The sequence below is a fragment of the Parundibacterium terreum genome (assembly GCF_014636315.1).
GTDB lineage: Bacteria > Pseudomonadota > Gammaproteobacteria > Burkholderiales > Burkholderiaceae_D > Undibacterium > Undibacterium terreum.
Genome location: NZ_BMED01000006.1, coordinates 19,746 through 34,283, shown reverse-complemented (window position 1 = coordinate 34,283; position 14,538 = coordinate 19,746). Strand labels below are relative to the sequence as shown.

General features: G+C 52.1%; 13 protein-coding genes. 2 read left to right on the top strand and 11 right to left on the bottom strand.

Annotated features, from left to right (window positions below):
• Positions 1–369 precede the first annotated feature (369 nt).
• The 4 genes from IEW12_RS23110 to imuA form a co-directional block, all read right to left on the bottom strand.
• The gene (locus tag IEW12_RS23110; protein WP_188568504.1) at positions 370–1,053 is read right to left on the bottom strand and encodes an SOS response-associated peptidase; all 684 of its coding nucleotides are present in this window, start codon (positions 1,051–1,053) and stop codon (positions 370–372) included.
• A gap of 188 nt (positions 1,054–1,241) precedes the next feature.
• Entirely contained in the window at positions 1,242–4,385 is a 3,144-nt protein-coding gene (locus IEW12_RS23105) for an error-prone DNA polymerase (RefSeq protein ID WP_188568503.1), read from the bottom strand.
• Between the two features lie 6 nt (positions 4,386–4,391).
• A complete protein-coding gene (locus IEW12_RS23100) occupies positions 4,392–5,861 on the bottom strand; it encodes a Y-family DNA polymerase (RefSeq protein ID WP_188568502.1) in 1,470 nt (489 codons plus the stop codon).
• Positions 5,794–6,534: a translesion DNA synthesis-associated protein ImuA gene (gene imuA, locus IEW12_RS23095; protein WP_188568501.1), complete on the bottom strand. Its 741-nt coding sequence runs from the start codon at positions 6,532–6,534 to the stop codon at positions 5,794–5,796. Before imuA ends, IEW12_RS23100 begins: the two co-directional genes overlap by 68 nt.
• 191 nt (positions 6,535–6,725) lie before the next feature.
• Between imuA and IEW12_RS23090 the strand changes: the two genes are divergently transcribed.
• The gene (locus IEW12_RS23090; protein WP_188568500.1) at positions 6,726–7,034 is read left to right on the top strand and encodes a DUF3761 domain-containing protein; all 309 of its coding nucleotides are present in this window, start codon (positions 6,726–6,728) and stop codon (positions 7,032–7,034) included.
• 462 nt (positions 7,035–7,496) lie between these two features.
• Here IEW12_RS23090 and IEW12_RS28950 read toward each other — a convergent pair whose 3' ends face one another.
• From IEW12_RS28950 to IEW12_RS23055, 7 genes are all read right to left on the bottom strand, one after another.
• Positions 7,497–7,715: a hypothetical protein gene (locus IEW12_RS28950; protein WP_229751302.1), complete on the bottom strand. Its 219-nt coding sequence runs from the start codon at positions 7,713–7,715 to the stop codon at positions 7,497–7,499.
• A 180-nt stretch (positions 7,716–7,895) separates the two neighbouring features.
• On the bottom strand, positions 7,896–8,405 hold the full coding sequence (locus IEW12_RS23080) for a hypothetical protein (protein ID WP_188568499.1): 510 nt from the start codon (positions 8,403–8,405) through the stop codon (positions 7,896–7,898).
• 168 nt (positions 8,406–8,573) lie between these two features.
• Entirely contained in the window at positions 8,574–10,253 is a 1,680-nt protein-coding gene (locus tag IEW12_RS23075) for a phospholipase D-like domain-containing protein (protein ID WP_188568498.1), read from the bottom strand.
• A gap of 288 nt (positions 10,254–10,541) precedes the next feature.
• Positions 10,542–11,891, bottom strand: coding sequence for a HipA domain-containing protein (locus IEW12_RS23070; protein ID WP_188568497.1), 1,350 nt, complete (start codon positions 11,889–11,891; stop codon positions 10,542–10,544).
• Positions 11,892–12,051: 160 nt separating this feature from the next.
• Complete coding sequence (locus IEW12_RS23065; RefSeq protein ID WP_188568496.1) at positions 12,052–12,846, bottom strand: metallophosphoesterase; 795 nt, start codon at positions 12,844–12,846, stop codon at positions 12,052–12,054.
• 38 nt (positions 12,847–12,884) lie between these two features.
• Positions 12,885–13,295, bottom strand: coding sequence for a hypothetical protein (locus tag IEW12_RS23060; protein ID WP_188568495.1), 411 nt, complete (start codon positions 13,293–13,295; stop codon positions 12,885–12,887).
• Positions 13,276–13,971 (bottom strand): hypothetical protein, encoded by a 696-nt coding sequence (locus IEW12_RS23055; RefSeq protein ID WP_188568494.1) that lies wholly within the window; start codon positions 13,969–13,971, stop codon positions 13,276–13,278. Before IEW12_RS23055 ends, IEW12_RS23060 begins: the two co-directional genes overlap by 20 nt.
• A gap of 236 nt (positions 13,972–14,207) precedes the next feature.
• Between IEW12_RS23055 and IEW12_RS23050 the strand changes: the two genes are divergently transcribed.
• The gene (locus tag IEW12_RS23050; protein WP_308789155.1) at positions 14,208–14,468 is read left to right on the top strand and encodes a helix-turn-helix domain-containing protein; all 261 of its coding nucleotides are present in this window, start codon (positions 14,208–14,210) and stop codon (positions 14,466–14,468) included.
• The last annotated feature ends 70 nt before the right edge of the window (positions 14,469–14,538 follow it).

Below are 14,538 nucleotides of genomic sequence, written 5' to 3'. Positions count from 1 at the left end.
CTTTCACTACTATTTGTTTGAGCACCTCTACTACTGCAGCTCTGCCATTGAAAGATGCTATCCGATACACAAGTTAATTCTTCGCGAGCTTAGTAGCGCTGTCTACAAAAAAATTCCTGCGTCGCTTTCGTATTATCAAAATCTGACCGATCCCTTGACCCATTCGGCGATCTCGTCCTCCAAAACCGGTTGCGGATACTGCGTACCAATATACAAAAAGGTCTTGTTGCGTTTGTCCCATTTGGCTCGACGTGTCAGACCATGAATTGTAATAATTTCGCAGTACTCGTCTTGCACTAGACGCGTCCGGGCATTGTTTTCGACGTCGGGGCCAGTAAGTTCTAGTGGTATATCCATTATGTAAAAACCTCAGATTTGATTGTTGGCTGTCGCTACCTTCTTGGGCTTGGCAATCCTGATTAGCGGTGATGCGGACGCCCTCATTCGTTGTGCTGGAAATAGGGTCAGATAGGCACGCGCGCGTTCCGGGTCTTTGCAATGTAAGAAATCGTCGTATTCAGATCTTTCTATAATCACGAGTGAGCGCTTTTCATCTTCAGGCCGGTGGAAGATTTTCATCAGCGGATGATCGTTTGCGTTGATGGATAATTGCGTAAATGCGTGGGTGACGCTTTCGTCTTCTTCCTTCCATTGGCGATATAAGCCGGCAACCGCGAACGGCGCCTCATCGGCCATGCCGATTTTCCAGCGCTCGGCGGTTCCGGTTTGCCAGTTCGGTTCGTAGAAAGCATGCATAGGTACCAGGCACAATTGGCTATTCCTCCATGCATCGGCATAGGTAACCTTTTCACCGACGGTTTCAACCCTCGCGTTCATGGTCATATAACGCTTCCGTTCTTTTTTATGGTGCTGCTTCGGCACCATGCTGTAGGCCGCCACCAGACCCTTCCGCTGGCCAGGCTCGCCGGCAATAATGATGGGCGCCATATAGTCCTGGAACACCTGCTCCGGCCAGGCTGGTTCCGACGGCAGAGTAACGTCGAACAACTGGTGCAAAAGCTCGCGTGTTACTGACTGGTAGTTGATGCACATTGTCGTCTCCTGTCGTGGATAGCCAACTGACCGTAATTTGACGTATCCATCATGCCTTGTTCCAGCGTGCTTGTAAATTTCATACGTATCTTTGTGGCAACGTTATAATATTCGTGACAGGTCCCAAGCGGAATTTCTGCTTCTTCGAAATTAATCAAACAACCGTTCGGCACCTGTCACCCTTCATGTCAACAGAAGTCCCGGCTGGTCGTCATCAGGTCTCCCAGCAAGTGCGACATATCCACCAGGCGCATCGCTATCAAATGCCGGATGCCTCCCTTGTTCTGTAGGCGCCCATAAACAGCCAGCAGCTTGGCATGGAATACCTCGGCCCGGAATTGTTCGCTTACCGTCGGCCATACGATCACATTCAATGGCCCAGTCTCATCTTCAAGTGTCAGGAAAATCACGCCCTTGGCTGTCTGCGGCTGCTGGCGTACGGTGACCAGGCCACAGCCTCGCACCAGCGCACCATCGCCATGCGCGTTCAGTACCTCGGCCGCCAGCAACCTCTGCTTCAACAGCGTGGCGCGCAGCAGCGCAAGCGGGTGTCGGTGCAGTGTCAGGCCCGTGCTGCGATAGTCGTCCACGATCGTTTGCCCTTCGGAGGGAGCTTCCAGCTCCAGGTGCTCTTCAGTGACCTTGGCCGGCCGCAGTAAATCTTTGTCCGGGATACTCACCGCCGACTGCCACTGGGCTTGGCGCCGATTGCCGGCCAGCGGTTTCAATGCATCGGCCGCAGCGAGGGCTTGCAAGGCCCGTCTGTCTAGCCGCGCACGGTCGGCCAGGTCGCTGACACTGGTAAAGGCCTGGATCGCTCGCGCCTCCTCAATGCGCCAGGCGGCATCCTTCTCCAGACCTTTCACATTATTGAACCCCAGCCGTACTGCAGAATGCCGGGTGTCGCTCTTTTCTAATGCGGCGTCCCAGCCGCTGATATTGACGTCCACCGGCCGGACCTCGATGCCATGGCGCCTGGCATCCTGTACCAGCTGCGATGGCGGATAAAAGCCCATAGGCCAACTATTCAGTAAAGCAGCCAGAAAAGCAGCCGGTTCATGACACTTCAGCCAGCTGCTGGCATAGGCCAGCAAGGCAAAGCTGGACGCGTGAGATTCCGGGAAGCCATAACTCGCGAACCCGCGTATCTGCCCGATGATCGATTCAGCGAATTCCGGCGTATAACCACGCTCGGCCATACCGGTTCGAAGCTTGGCATCAAACTGTTCAAGGTTGCCCTTGCGCTTCCACGCTGCCATTGCCCGCCGCAGCCGGTCTGCCTCGCCCGCAGAGAAGCCGGCGGCGACCATCGCGATCTGCATGACCTGTTCTTGGAAGATAGGCACACCCAGCGTGCGCTCCAGTACAGCTTCCATGGCCGGACTTGGGTAGCTGACCGGTTCTTCCCCAGTACGCCGGCGCAGGTAAGGCTGGATCATACCGCCCTCAATCGGTCCCGGCCGGATAATCGCGATCTCGATCACCAGGTCGTAGAATGTACGTGGTTGCATCCGCGGCAGCATCGACATCTGTGCCCGGCTTTCGATCTGGAATACACCGACGGTATCGCCTTGAGAAATCATTTCATAAGTCGCTGGGTCTTCTCCAGGGATATCCGAAAGCTCAAAGCGCTCACCGCGCTGCTCCGATACGATGTCCAGTGCTCGGCGCAGGCAACTGAGCATGCCCAATGCCAGGATGTCGACTTTCAGCAGCCCGACTGCGTCCAGGTCATCTTTGTCCCACTGAACAATACTGCGGTCGGCCATCCTGGCTGGTTCAATGGGCACCAGGCGCGATAGCTTGCCACGGCACATCACAAAGCCGCCGGGATGCTGGGACATATGGCGCGGGAAAGTCATCATACGGTCTGCAATACTGGCCCATTTCTGCGCGATGGTCGATTCAGGATCGAAACCACAGGCGGTTAGCCTGGCAAACAGATCGGACTGGCCCCCCCAGTTGCGGCCGGCATCGTTCACCTTGTCGATGATCGATTGATCCACTCCCAGCGCTTTGCCGACGTCGGTCAACACGCTTTTGGTTCGGTAGCTACGCACCACCGCCGTCAGTGCAGCCCTTACTCGGCCATACTTGTTGTAGATGTATTGGATGACTTCTTCCCGACGCTGGTGCTCGAAGTCGATATCGATGTCGGGCGGCTCATTGCGCTCAGCACTGATGAAGCGTTCAAACAGCAAGGTGCCACGTGCAGGATCCACTTCTGTGACCCCCAAGCAAAAGCACACGGCTGAGTTGGCTGCAGAACCACGGCCCTGGCACAGTATTTTCTGGCTGCGGGCAAAGCGCACGATGTCGTAGACGGTTAGGAAGTACGCTTCGTAATTCAGCTGGACAATCAGGTCCAGCTCATACTCCAGCTGCTTTTGTACGTTGGCGGGGATGCCGTTCGGGAATCGCCAGTTGGCACCGATGTAGGTTTCTTTACGCAGATAGGAGCTCGGAGTCTCGCCGGGGGGCGCCAGCTCTTCTGGATATTCGTAGCGCAGCTCGTCCAGGCTGAAGGTACACAGCTGAGCGACCCGAACCGTTTCTTCCAAGGCCTCACGACTATACAAATTACCCAATCGCAAGCGGGAGCGCAGGTGCTGCTCAGCATTCGATGCCAGCCGGAAGCCGCATTTAGCAATCGGCATCTTGTGGCGGATAGAGGTCATGGTGTCTTGGATAGGCTTGTACGAACGCACATGCATGCAGACGTCGCCAGTGGCAACCACCGGTAAACCGTATTCTTCGCCAACAGCGGCCACAACTGCTTTGTGTTCGTCATCTCTTGAGCGGTAGTGCAGACTGAGCGCGATCCTGGCCCGACCCGGCGCCGTGTGTACCAGCCAGGCGGCTTGCCTCGATAGTGTGTCCGCATCAGCCCCGTACGTCGGCGCCAGGATCAACTGGCAGTCCGGCATGCCACGTAAGTGAAACAGCTCACCGCCGGGATTGGCGATATCTTCCGGCTTGACCAGGTAGGTCCCTTTCTTGCCCCGCATGCGGCCGACGGTGATCAGCTCACACAGGTTGCCATAACCGTTTTTGTTCATCGCCAGCACGATCAGGTTGAACGGCGGGCTGTGATCATCCGGTGTGACCATCATCTGGCTGCCAACGATCAGGTGTAGACCCAGATCTTTTGCCTCAACATGCGCCTTGACCGCACCGGCAACGCTGCATTCGTCAGTAATGGCCATTGCTGTATAACCCAGTTTGACTGCGCGCTCGACCAGATCCTCGGGGCAAGACGCTCCACGCAGGAAGGAGTAATTGGAGAAGGTTTGCAGTTCGGCATATGCCGGCAGGATGGTGGGAGGTGCCATGGTGGTTCACGCGAAGAGTCCGTGCAAAAACCAGCGGGCATCGGTTTCCCGCTCCAGGTACACCCAGTAGCAGGTCGCGTCAGTTCCTTGAGCGATGAAGTAGTCGCGCGCGGCCAACTTGTCGTCGAACCAGCCGGACTCGATTCTTTCCGGGCCACTTATCAGCTTCAGTGCGGAACCGTAGAACGGACGCTCGTCGCGCATCATCAGCAGGAGCGGTTTGTCCAGCAGCAATGCCGGGCGTCGAAGCTTGTCTGGTTGCTCGGAGTGTTTGGGACGTTTGTCAGTTGCCGGTATCCAGCAGTTTGCATCCTCGGGCCGGTGATCTGCTTCGCCGACCAGGGTGAGGACGTTTTCTTTTCCGAGGCGGGCGACCAGTAGCTCGACCAGGCGGTGAAATTCTTCCGGGGAGCCGCCGGGCTCGGGAAATAGAGATTCAGTGGGTGGCAGCATTGCCGTCAGCTGGGTGGCGTCCAAGCGCAAGGCGATGACTGGAGCCACCAGCTCTATGCGGCCCAGGCGTTCTTTGAGTAGCCTGACCAGGTGTTCTTCGCGCCAGGTGGGCTCGGCCAACGCCACTTCCAGCTCGGTGGGTGGAACTGCCATGCGGCCGCGCTCGTGCTCAAGGTACAGCACGAAGCGAGTCACCGCTTGCTGTAGCGATACCAGCCAGCCTACGAGCTGCAAGATCAGTCGCTGGGCGCCGATCAACAAAGCATCCGCATGCTCGATGCGGTCGTGAGTCTCTACCCGCGCCGAGAAGACTTGCGGGGTCTTGATCCAGTCAAATAGCTCTGGGGCTTCACCGTAGGCCTTATCCAGGGATTCCAGGAGTCCTTGATTTGTGCGGCGCTGCAGGCCCGCGCGCGGCAACGCTCGCAACTGTCCCAGCGTGTTGCAGCCTATGCCCGCCAGCCAGTTCGCATGGGCTTCTGCGTTCGGCAGCAAGTGACACGGTAGCTGATCCAAGCGGCGTGCCATGGACTCCATTTTGATCGCGCGGCGCCGAACAGGATGCTTGCGGGAGAATTTGGCCCTGGCAAGCAGCCAGGCACCCAATGCTGTTGGGGCGGCACCGATTCTGGCGGTGAAGCCCAGAGCCTTGATATTAGCCTGCAGTTGTCGACACAACGCGAGGCGGCCACCGAACAGCCGCAGGCTGGTGGTGACATTCAATAAGATGCTGAAATCGTCCTGGATCGTGACTTCTGGGGTGAATTGCAATAGCGCCATCGCTATCGCACCAAAGGCGATTTCTTCCTTTTGCAGATCCCGTTCCAGCAGCAACGTGCTGGGAGAGATGGTAGCCGCGCCACCACGGCGCATGCCGGGACGAACACCGGCCTCCCAAGCTTCCCGTGACACACTGAGCACGCGATCCTGATCCAGGAGCGCATATTGCCCTGGTTCACACCAAGAGGGTCGGAACGCTTCGAGCGGCAGCAGCGGCAGGTGCACGCTGATCCATAGGCGCATGTTCTTTTTCCTGAATGTGGCGGGTTGTAGGCATGTCCGGCAGAGTGATAAACAGGGCTTCTTCGGAAGTTGGTCCCCTACGTTTGACAATGTCGATGCTGACGCCGCCGAAAGCAGGCCGCAGCGCCAGGCGCAATGGCGCCGGTGATGTGTCCTGGCGTGCAGAGATAGGACGCATCAGCCAGAAGGTGGTATCGCCCGATTGCGCAGCTAAATTCAGCCGGCGCAGCGCGTCAGTGCGGATATTGTTTTGCCAGAGGATGACGGCACCGCAGCTGCCGTTTTTGAGGATTTGCTCTGTAGTCCATAATGCATCGGCCGTCGACTTGGCTTTGATCCAGAACAGGCTCTCCGAGCGCAGGCCCCAGCCTTGGAAGGCGGCGCCGTGCGGCAGGTGCGGGGGCTGAATTAAGGCGATACGTTGGGTGTTCGCCAATGCAGCCAATACTGGTTTCAAGAGTTGCAGCTCACCAATACCGGGTTGTTGGAGTAGCAATTCAATCAAGGTCGACTTGGGCCAGCCGGCGTTTGGCAACTCATCATCCAGGGCTCGAAAGCCAGACGGTAGCGTCGAGGCACGGTAGGCGGCCATCTCGTTGGCGCGCCACAAGGCATGCGGCATCTGGGCGATGACACTCGCGGCGCCTGCAGATTGTGTTGCATTAAATGACATTTTCTCTCCTCTTGCGTGGCGAATCAGGGAGCTTTTATTAACCCTTAATACTGTATGTATAATCAGTATATTCGCAATGGAACGAGGAGGCTAGAAATTATTTCTACCCTTGGCAGAAAGGAATGAATGCCAAATTGACAAATAGAATGCCCGGGCGTATTGTTTCAGCACAATAAGAAATCGGGGATGAGATGAAGATCAAAATAGCGTCAATGCTAGCGGCACTGCTGTGCTTTGCCGCATCGCCAGTATTTGCTCAATACCAGCCGCCGGCGCCTGCATCGGTTCCGGCAAAACAGACAGAACCCGACGAAAGCAAGCTGACCACCCACAATCACTACACCAATAAAGCGGGTCAGACCGTGCATTCGCCGGCCAAGTCTACTGACGGAAAAACACCGCAGGGAGCGACCGCAAAATGTGGAGACGGTACCTATAGTTTTAGCCGAAATCATCGTGGTACTTGCTCACGACATGGCGGGGTAAGTAGTTGGCTATGAACTTGCGAGAAGCTAAAAGATATCAGTTAAAAAACCGTATGACACAAAATGCTGTCCGTTTCACTCCATCCATCCGCGACGTAGGCCTCAAAACATTTAAAAAAGAAATGAACTTCTTCAGGTATGGCGATTCGCTCGAATCAAAAATATAAATTTTCCCTAACTAACTTGGACAGCCAGCAATCATTTCAGTGTTTCCAAAGTCGGCAATATGTCTGAGCGCTCTCCAAATTAGCGCCCGCTGTGCCGTTGCTCCCAATAATTTTGATAAAGCCGTTTGGTTTGCTTTCACTGGGGGGATTCCCGCAATCAGTATGCACCCAATGAATTCCTGTTTCTCCGTCGGGGTATTTTTGTCCACATAATTCGACGCGATCACCGACCTTAATTTTTCGCAATGAAGCAGGAATACTTTTACTGTTCTTTTCGTAGTCTGTGGCGAATACATTATCAATCGCGACATCATAAATTCCGGGGTCCGTCCACTTTTACTTTTAGATGGGTATGAGAAAGCTCAATACCTTTTAAAAATTGACCGTGAGAAAATGTCGGGCCAGTCACTACTTCGCCAATCAAAAAAGTGCCCTGGCCCGCGGAACAATCGCTTTTGTCGTCGGCATTGGCAAAACTTGAGGCGAGCAGCAAGCACATAAAAAATAAAGGTCGAGTAAAATTTTTCATAACATGCCTATTTAATATTCGAACGAAAAAAATAAAAACGGGGCTTTACAATACAATCTAAAAACGATTCTGATCGATGAATGGGCCTCCGCAAATGGGTTGGATGCAGTCAGGCTTTCAAAAGTGAACTAGACGTTGGGATTGAATTTCAAACTCGCTCAAAAAAAATTCCGCTACTACTTATTTATTTGGAACTAGTAGTGCTTTTGCAAAGCCTCGCAGAGGGACTATTTCGTCGCCAATTGCGGCAATCCGTTCCCTATCTGACCTCCCGTCATTAAATCTATGTACAGCCTCGTCTATCTTGCGAACGGACGCGATCACTTTTTCAAACATTGGGTATTCTTCAGCGGTCCAAAATCTGCGTGCCCATGAAAGATATACAAATTCTTTTGTTCGAAAGGTGGTTACTGAGGTGTTGTAACCATCTACCAGCTGATCGATATCCCATCCATTGGTGCGAAATTCGTACATGAGCTCTGCGTTAAATATAAATGCACTTAAATCGCACGCAAACTCCTCAAATTGTTTCGCGCTTAGATCTGCGCGATTCAGACGCAATTTGATTTTGTCCAGCAAAGGGGTAAAGAATACGGCTATGAATGCGCCAGCCAGAGGGACTATCCACTTTGCAATTTCGGTTGCAACCGCAACGATAAACGAGGAATCAAATGCAACCGGAGCAGACATATATACCTCGATGGAGATTGAATGCAGCAATGCCTTTACTTTTTTCTTGGACGAAGATCAAATCAGAAAAAGCTTCTGCTAGTGATTTGTTGTGGATTAACAGGACCCGTGGGAGGTCGTCGTTACTATACTTCTATGCTGCTGACTCGCTCAATCGTCGATCAATATCTATTGCCCAGAAAAATAGAGCCTCTTCAATGCGCCAGCCGAATTTGGTTTGAAGTAGGTACCAAGCCAAGAATTATCCGTAGCGAGATTTTGAGGTTTCCAGTCGGCAGTGCTGTTACCTTCCTGCTGGTGAATAAAGAGTGCCTCGCGAAATGCATAGTGTGCAAATGATCGCATGAATTCGCCGAGATAGATGTCTGCAACACGTTTATCCCCCCGAATAAGCAGCATGTTTTCTTCGTTCGTGTTTGTGCTTGGGTCGCTGAAATTTGCTGAGCCGCTAATTACGATGGGGTCATTGCCGAGTGGATCAACCAACATAAATTTTGTGTGGATCCAATGCACGTTTGCCTTTGCAACTGCAGAACTGGCTTCCTTTAGCCATCGATCAAAACTGTTAACGGAAATGTTATGGCCGACAGCAACCAGAACATTTTCCAATTTCCTAATTTCGCCAATTTCTTGTTTACCCTTTTCGAGGCTAGCTCCGTTGCCCTCTTTTTCCATTAGCGCAAAACGTAAGACATCGTCATCACGTCGATAGACAGGTTGAAACACTTTGTTCATGCCGAAAGCAAATGTCATAAATAAGCCGCGTTTCGCAAGACCAGCAATATCCCCGTACGAACGAAGTGTTGAAAGTCCTGTTTGCGGTGAAAATACCTTTGAAATGCCCTTCGCCAAGGGAATTGTAGGCACCGGGGTATTTTGGTCAGTCCAAGATCTTAGATCGTCGGTTCCGGGGTCTTTTTTCAACTCCAACCAATACTGGAGATAGTCTTGTGCAACGGAGGCATCATCAATGATGTGAGCGCAGTTGAGATGCCCGAATATACCGTTTTCCGTAAGATTAGTAGATCCAGTTAAAACTGCAATTGGGTTACCATTTTTTAACAGCACAAGAAATTTATTGTGCATCAATTTGCCGTTTTGGAATCCAGTACAGAAATTTTTTATTTTTGTTAAAGCGATTGCAGATTCATTCTTCGACACAGGATCCATTTTGGCGTTTTGTATCGCGTCGTAGACGATCTCTACGTCAACTCCACGGTCTTCGGCAACTTTTAGCTCTCTTAGGATGTCGGCCCATTGATATTCGTAAAATGCTCCGCGCAAGCTAAAGCTATGGTCCTTGGCCCGGTCAACGAAGGCTAGAATAGCTTCCTCCAGGCCGCGAGATAACCAAGTGTAGGCCGGAGCACCAACTACATCAGGTCGCTTATTCTGAAATCGCCTTGCATATTCCTGTGAGGCGACGGCACCTCGATTGAAAAATATGCTGTGTACACTTTCTGGCGTGCCCCATTCAGGCTCGGTTTGTATTTTGACTGCGATGGAATTTTTTGCGTCTAGATTTCCCGGCTTTCCATACATTGCCACGAGCAAATACGTGTAGGAGTGGCCCGGTTTCGCGGTATAGTCACCCCATTGAAATCCCTGCAGAGGTTGCTCAAAAGTGGAGGCATCTCCGCCTGGTCCCAGCGGAGGGGACGTATCTGGAAATGATTTCATGCCTCTAAGCCAATAGGACTCGCCTTCGGTGTGGTCGGTACGTTGTATCGCAAACCCGAGAAGACCTTTCTTGAGGGTGTTATCAACCAAATCCCACCCGAGTATGACTACATGTGTACCAGCGATCGCTTGAATGGCTAGACCATTCCCACTTTTCTTGGCGCGCATATCTTCTCCGAGAAAGATTTTACAAATACTGGTTTTGGATACAGGCGGTCGCCTCAGGCACATCCTGAGCTCAACCATTCGATTGGCGGGATACCGAGTAATCTTAAGAGATATTTTTTTGAAATAAGAACTGCCAAGGCACATTAGTTCATTCGTAGGAATATTCCTACTGACAATTTTTACAGGCTTACAAAAACCGCAGTATGTACATTCCGCATTGGTCACAAATATCTCCCCAGATATACTGAGGCACTAGCAGCGGCCAGTCCGAATTCGGAGGCCAAGCATTTACAGAAACAGTCCCTGCTCGATCACTGCAATTCTTCGAGCCATCTTTGAAAATTTAGCCGTCGTCCGTTCGATTATGGCACTCACCATTTCAACCATGAGTGAATCTGCTCCAAGGTTCAGAGCATGTCTTTTGGCATCCGGTAATGCCGTTTGAAGCCTCGATGCAACATCAGTCAGCTCGCTTGCTATCAAGTCGGCGGATAGGCCAAGTAAAAAACCGAAATGTGCCCATTCATACGGAGTCATTTCATTTTCTGTAAATGCATCACCAATCGCCATCGAAAAAGCTTCTTTAGTCGGATTGTCGCTGAACACAAATGTGCTGACCAAGTCATAGGCTGGCGCTAGGCGCATGCCGTTATGGTCATTGAAAAACGAAACATTTTTGGCATGTGCATCGGTGTTCCCAATTACAACCTGCAGAATACACCAGCGAAGCAACTGCAACCGTTGAGCGTTCGCATCAGGAAATGCCTTCAGGAGTTCAAATAGCTTTGGCAGCGAGGCGCCGTCTCGATAATGCCTAACATCTAATCCAGTGCCGTAAAGCAGTTCATACTTAAACATCGGCGCGAGCCCCAATGCCTGGCAACCGTCAATGGCATTGATCCGAACAACGCCGTCACGGGTTCTTCTACGGTCAAACCGACTGATCGCCAGAACTGGCTCAGGCAAATGCAATAGTGCTACCTGCGCGGTTGGCAAGCCAATTGCACGAGAAAGTAGCATGCAGAAAAACTCATTGCTGGTGAGTCCCGCCCAATTTGTGTTGATCGGCTCAGGTTTTAAGATGATCGTGCTGGCGACTTGCTCTCCACTGGCCAAGAACCATTCACCTTCGCTTTCAAGTACGGATAATTTGTCTTGGTAGCCGGCAATCGCGCCCCATACACTGTGGTCCCAGACAGAAAACGGATCGGATGGCCGGGATTTGATCCGTTCAACCAACTCAGTGCTAGAGACCGGACGAAGCACATCGACAACGGGATTATGGTTTGTACGGTGGTCTTGTTGTTCCGATGGCCGAATGGAGAGAGCTCCCGCTGTTTCTCGACCAAGGGCGGCCAAAAGACCGAACAAGTCTGTTTTGGAAACCTGATATAAGGCTGACGCTTCGTCGAAAGCCTGGCCTTCTGGAAGAAGGTTGACGAAAAAGTTATAAACTGCCGAGTTATGAAGCGTAGCTGGCACATCGCCTGGCGCCAGGGGTATGGACGGAGACAACGGGTAATTGCGCGGATCGTTCAGCCATTCGGCACTGTAGATAAACGAATACTGCTGGTTCGCAGCATTCTGCTGAAGCGTTCCGACCAATCGGCGGTCGTCATACACATTCACTTCCCTCATGGTGCCGCCTCACAGAATGTTCAATTTCCCCCGCTCGCCGGCGACCCTTCACGTTCCCAATCTGTACGCGTAAACGGGTGAGATATCCAACATATTTATGCTTACAGCGTAACTAACGATCTCAATGGTGGATTAGGGCGCAGGCGCCACAAGCGTCCAATTACGACTCCGATCCCAATTCGACGATGAAATTGGGATCAAAGCGGTGATTTTCGGTGCCAATACCGGGAATCCAATATCCACGTGGATTGCATATCACGCGTGCACGCCCACGTAGATAGTCGGAACGGTGATGCAAATGGCCATGCACCCAGAGATCCGCTTGTGCCACCAAGTCATCCAGCCGGGAGGCGTACGCGGCGGCTTGCGGATTTTGCCGATCTTGTGGCTCTATGCTTTCCAGGCAGGGCGCCATATGAGTCGCTACTATCGTCTTGCCGGCGAAGGGTTCCGCCAGCTTCCGTTGCAGCCAGGCTTTTTGCTCCGCATGGAAACGGGCGGTATCGCTCGGGCGTAATGGGCGAAATTTCTGGCTCTTGAGCCGTATGCATTTGTAGTCAGGGCTGCCTTGCGCGATCTCCATCGCAATCAGCCTGTCGGCCGGCTCGTCCGACATCAACCTAAAGTTGGTCCACAGCGTGCAACCGAGGAAGCGATTGCCGCCAAGTACAATCTCTTCCGCATGAAGAAAATGCACATTGGCTGTTTTCCCGGCTGCTTCCGCCATCTCAGCCAATACGGTTTCCAGGTTCGCATCGTAAAACTCGTGGTTGCCGGCGACGTAGATTACCGGGATGCTCTTGAAAGTGCGGGCTGTCCACGTGATTCCCCGTGCACCTTTGTGGATGTCGCCAACCAGCAGCACGACGTCGGGCCGGCTAAGCGCTAGATCACATGTGGGACCGTCGTCTTCCCAGAGATCTAGATGCAGGTCGGACATTACTAACAGTCTCATAAGGAAAACTCCTTCCCAGGTTGCTGGATTACCGGCACTTAAAGCGCGTTCGCCGATTCAGGGACCGGCCAGGAGAGCAAGCCGGCGATACGCCGGATTACCCATTGGGCCTCTTCCGGCGACGTCCAGTTTGTTTTTAGTAGGCGTTCAAAGTACTGATCCAGGATGTCGACTTCCTGCAGGTGGGCGCGCTTACCTGCTTTTGATTCAAGGCACTTTTCTTTTAGCTGCTGGACCAGGTCCTCGCAGCGGTCCCAGCGAGCCCAGCGATCGCGCGGAGTCGTTCCCGAAATATAAAATTGCCCCTCATACTCGGTCATCAATACTTTGGCCTGAAAGCCGCCGATTGATCCAGGCGTTTGCTTAGGATAGGGGAAATCTTCCGGAATCTGATTTAACAGGTCAGGATTCCATTGATGCTCGTCGCTATCATTGGCTGTTGAGTTCATCCAAGGTATCCTCCGTCTCGACAGGCACCGATAGGTTCTTCTTTTTCAGATGTTTCAAGAACTCCAGGTGCTCCAGCTCAATCCTCTTCTGAATATCCAAGCACTTCTCTTGCAGGTCGCCAAATTTGTAAGCTTTAACCAAGATATACACGATAGGTATTAGGCCTATGCCCCACAGCAAAATACAGAAGATCATAATGATCCACGTGAGCGCATCTGGTCTCGGAACCCACCCTGCCGATTCGCCGGTTTGTGTAAATACCTTGGTCGGATACCGAAACAAGTAATTCCCAGTGTCATGATTGAACATTGAATATGGAACGTTTCGTGCCGAGTCCAGCGTCCCGACCTGCTCGGGATCGGCAATTACTTTTTTTCCGGCTAGCCTTACTTTGAAAATAGTGTGCCCTTCACGGGCAGGCAAACGGCCGCGAAGTCGAAAATTCGTCTCGGCGCCGTTATCGTCACGTAGCCACAGATCAGTAAATTCCTCAACGCTTGATGTGACGTGAGAAGTGCCAGAGACAGTGCCACTAATTGCGAAAACCTGGTTCGTTTGGCGTACTTTTGTATTGCTGGTGTACGTAACAGAAAGCACCTTGCCAGCGCTGCCATAGAATTGAAATTCGTCACCGTCAACGGAAAAGGTTTTTTCGAATTGGGTATTTTCGGTCATGGGTGAAATTAAAAAAGAGCAAATACGTGAGTAATAGACAGCGAAATGGGATGTGTTTTAACTGCCAAAAGCAATGTCGTAAGTTGAGGGGTTATACCGAGCTATGTGGTGACGGCCCCTCAAAAGGACATGCGCATGCATGAAGCTACTGCCTTGTGTATTGATAAATATTCAACCAAATTGTCACTCATAGGACGTGTCACTATAGAGCGTGGCCTTATAAAGGTCAAATATTTATGCTTTGGAGTATTAATACTTACAAATGCGGTAACATGGAATACAACCCACTACAGCTGTTCGGCCGGCATTTGGTAACGCTAAGAAAGGCGCATGGGTGGTCCCAAGAGAGATTGGCGCTGGAAAGCGGTTTGGGTAGGTCTTACATTGGGGGCATAGAGAGGGGGCAAAGAAATATCGCCCTAGTCAACATTTGCATCCTTGCGAGCACGCTGGATGTAGCGCCTGCGGAGATGCTGAATTTCTTTGATAAAGAATGAAACGATGAAGTCTTGGGGCGCTATTTAATTGCCGCCCCTATATGGCGCAAGAGAGGTGGCTTTCTTTCTG

Excerpts from the sequence above, each read along its gene's own strand:
- IEW12_RS23060 (WP_188568495.1), bottom strand. The coding sequence starts at position 13,295 with ATGAACTCAACAGCCAATGATAGCGACGAGCATCAATGGAATCCTGAC.
- IEW12_RS23050 (WP_308789155.1), top strand. The coding sequence starts at position 14,208 with ATGCTTTGGAGTATTAATACTTACAAATGCGGTAACATGGAATACAAC.
- IEW12_RS23080 (WP_188568499.1), bottom strand. The coding sequence starts at position 8,405 with ATGTCTGCTCCGGTTGCATTTGATTCCTCGTTTATCGTTGCGGTTGCA.
- IEW12_RS23100 (WP_188568502.1), bottom strand. The coding sequence starts at position 5,861 with ATGCGCCTATGGATCAGCGTGCACCTGCCGCTGCTGCCGCTCGAAGCG.
- IEW12_RS23055 (WP_188568494.1), bottom strand. The coding sequence starts at position 13,971 with ATGACCGAAAATACCCAATTCGAAAAAACCTTTTCCGTTGACGGTGAC.
- IEW12_RS28950 (WP_229751302.1), bottom strand. The coding sequence starts at position 7,715 with ATGAAAAATTTTACTCGACCTTTATTTTTTATGTGCTTGCTGCTCGCC.
- IEW12_RS23110 (WP_188568504.1), bottom strand. The coding sequence starts at position 1,053 with ATGTGCATCAACTACCAGTCAGTAACACGCGAGCTTTTGCACCAGTTG.
- IEW12_RS23070 (WP_188568497.1), bottom strand. The coding sequence starts at position 11,891 with ATGAGGGAAGTGAATGTGTATGACGACCGCCGATTGGTCGGAACGCTT.
- imuA (WP_188568501.1), bottom strand. The coding sequence starts at position 6,534 with ATGTCATTTAATGCAACACAATCTGCAGGCGCCGCGAGTGTCATCGCC.
- IEW12_RS23065 (WP_188568496.1), bottom strand. The coding sequence starts at position 12,846 with ATGAGACTGTTAGTAATGTCCGACCTGCATCTAGATCTCTGGGAAGAC.
- IEW12_RS23105 (WP_188568503.1), bottom strand. The coding sequence starts at position 4,385 with ATGGCACCTCCCACCATCCTGCCGGCATATGCCGAACTGCAAACCTTC.
- IEW12_RS23075 (WP_188568498.1), bottom strand. The coding sequence starts at position 10,253 with ATGCGCGCCAAGAAAAGTGGGAATGGTCTAGCCATTCAAGCGATCGCT.
- IEW12_RS23090 (WP_188568500.1), top strand. The coding sequence starts at position 6,726 with ATGAAGATCAAAATAGCGTCAATGCTAGCGGCACTGCTGTGCTTTGCC.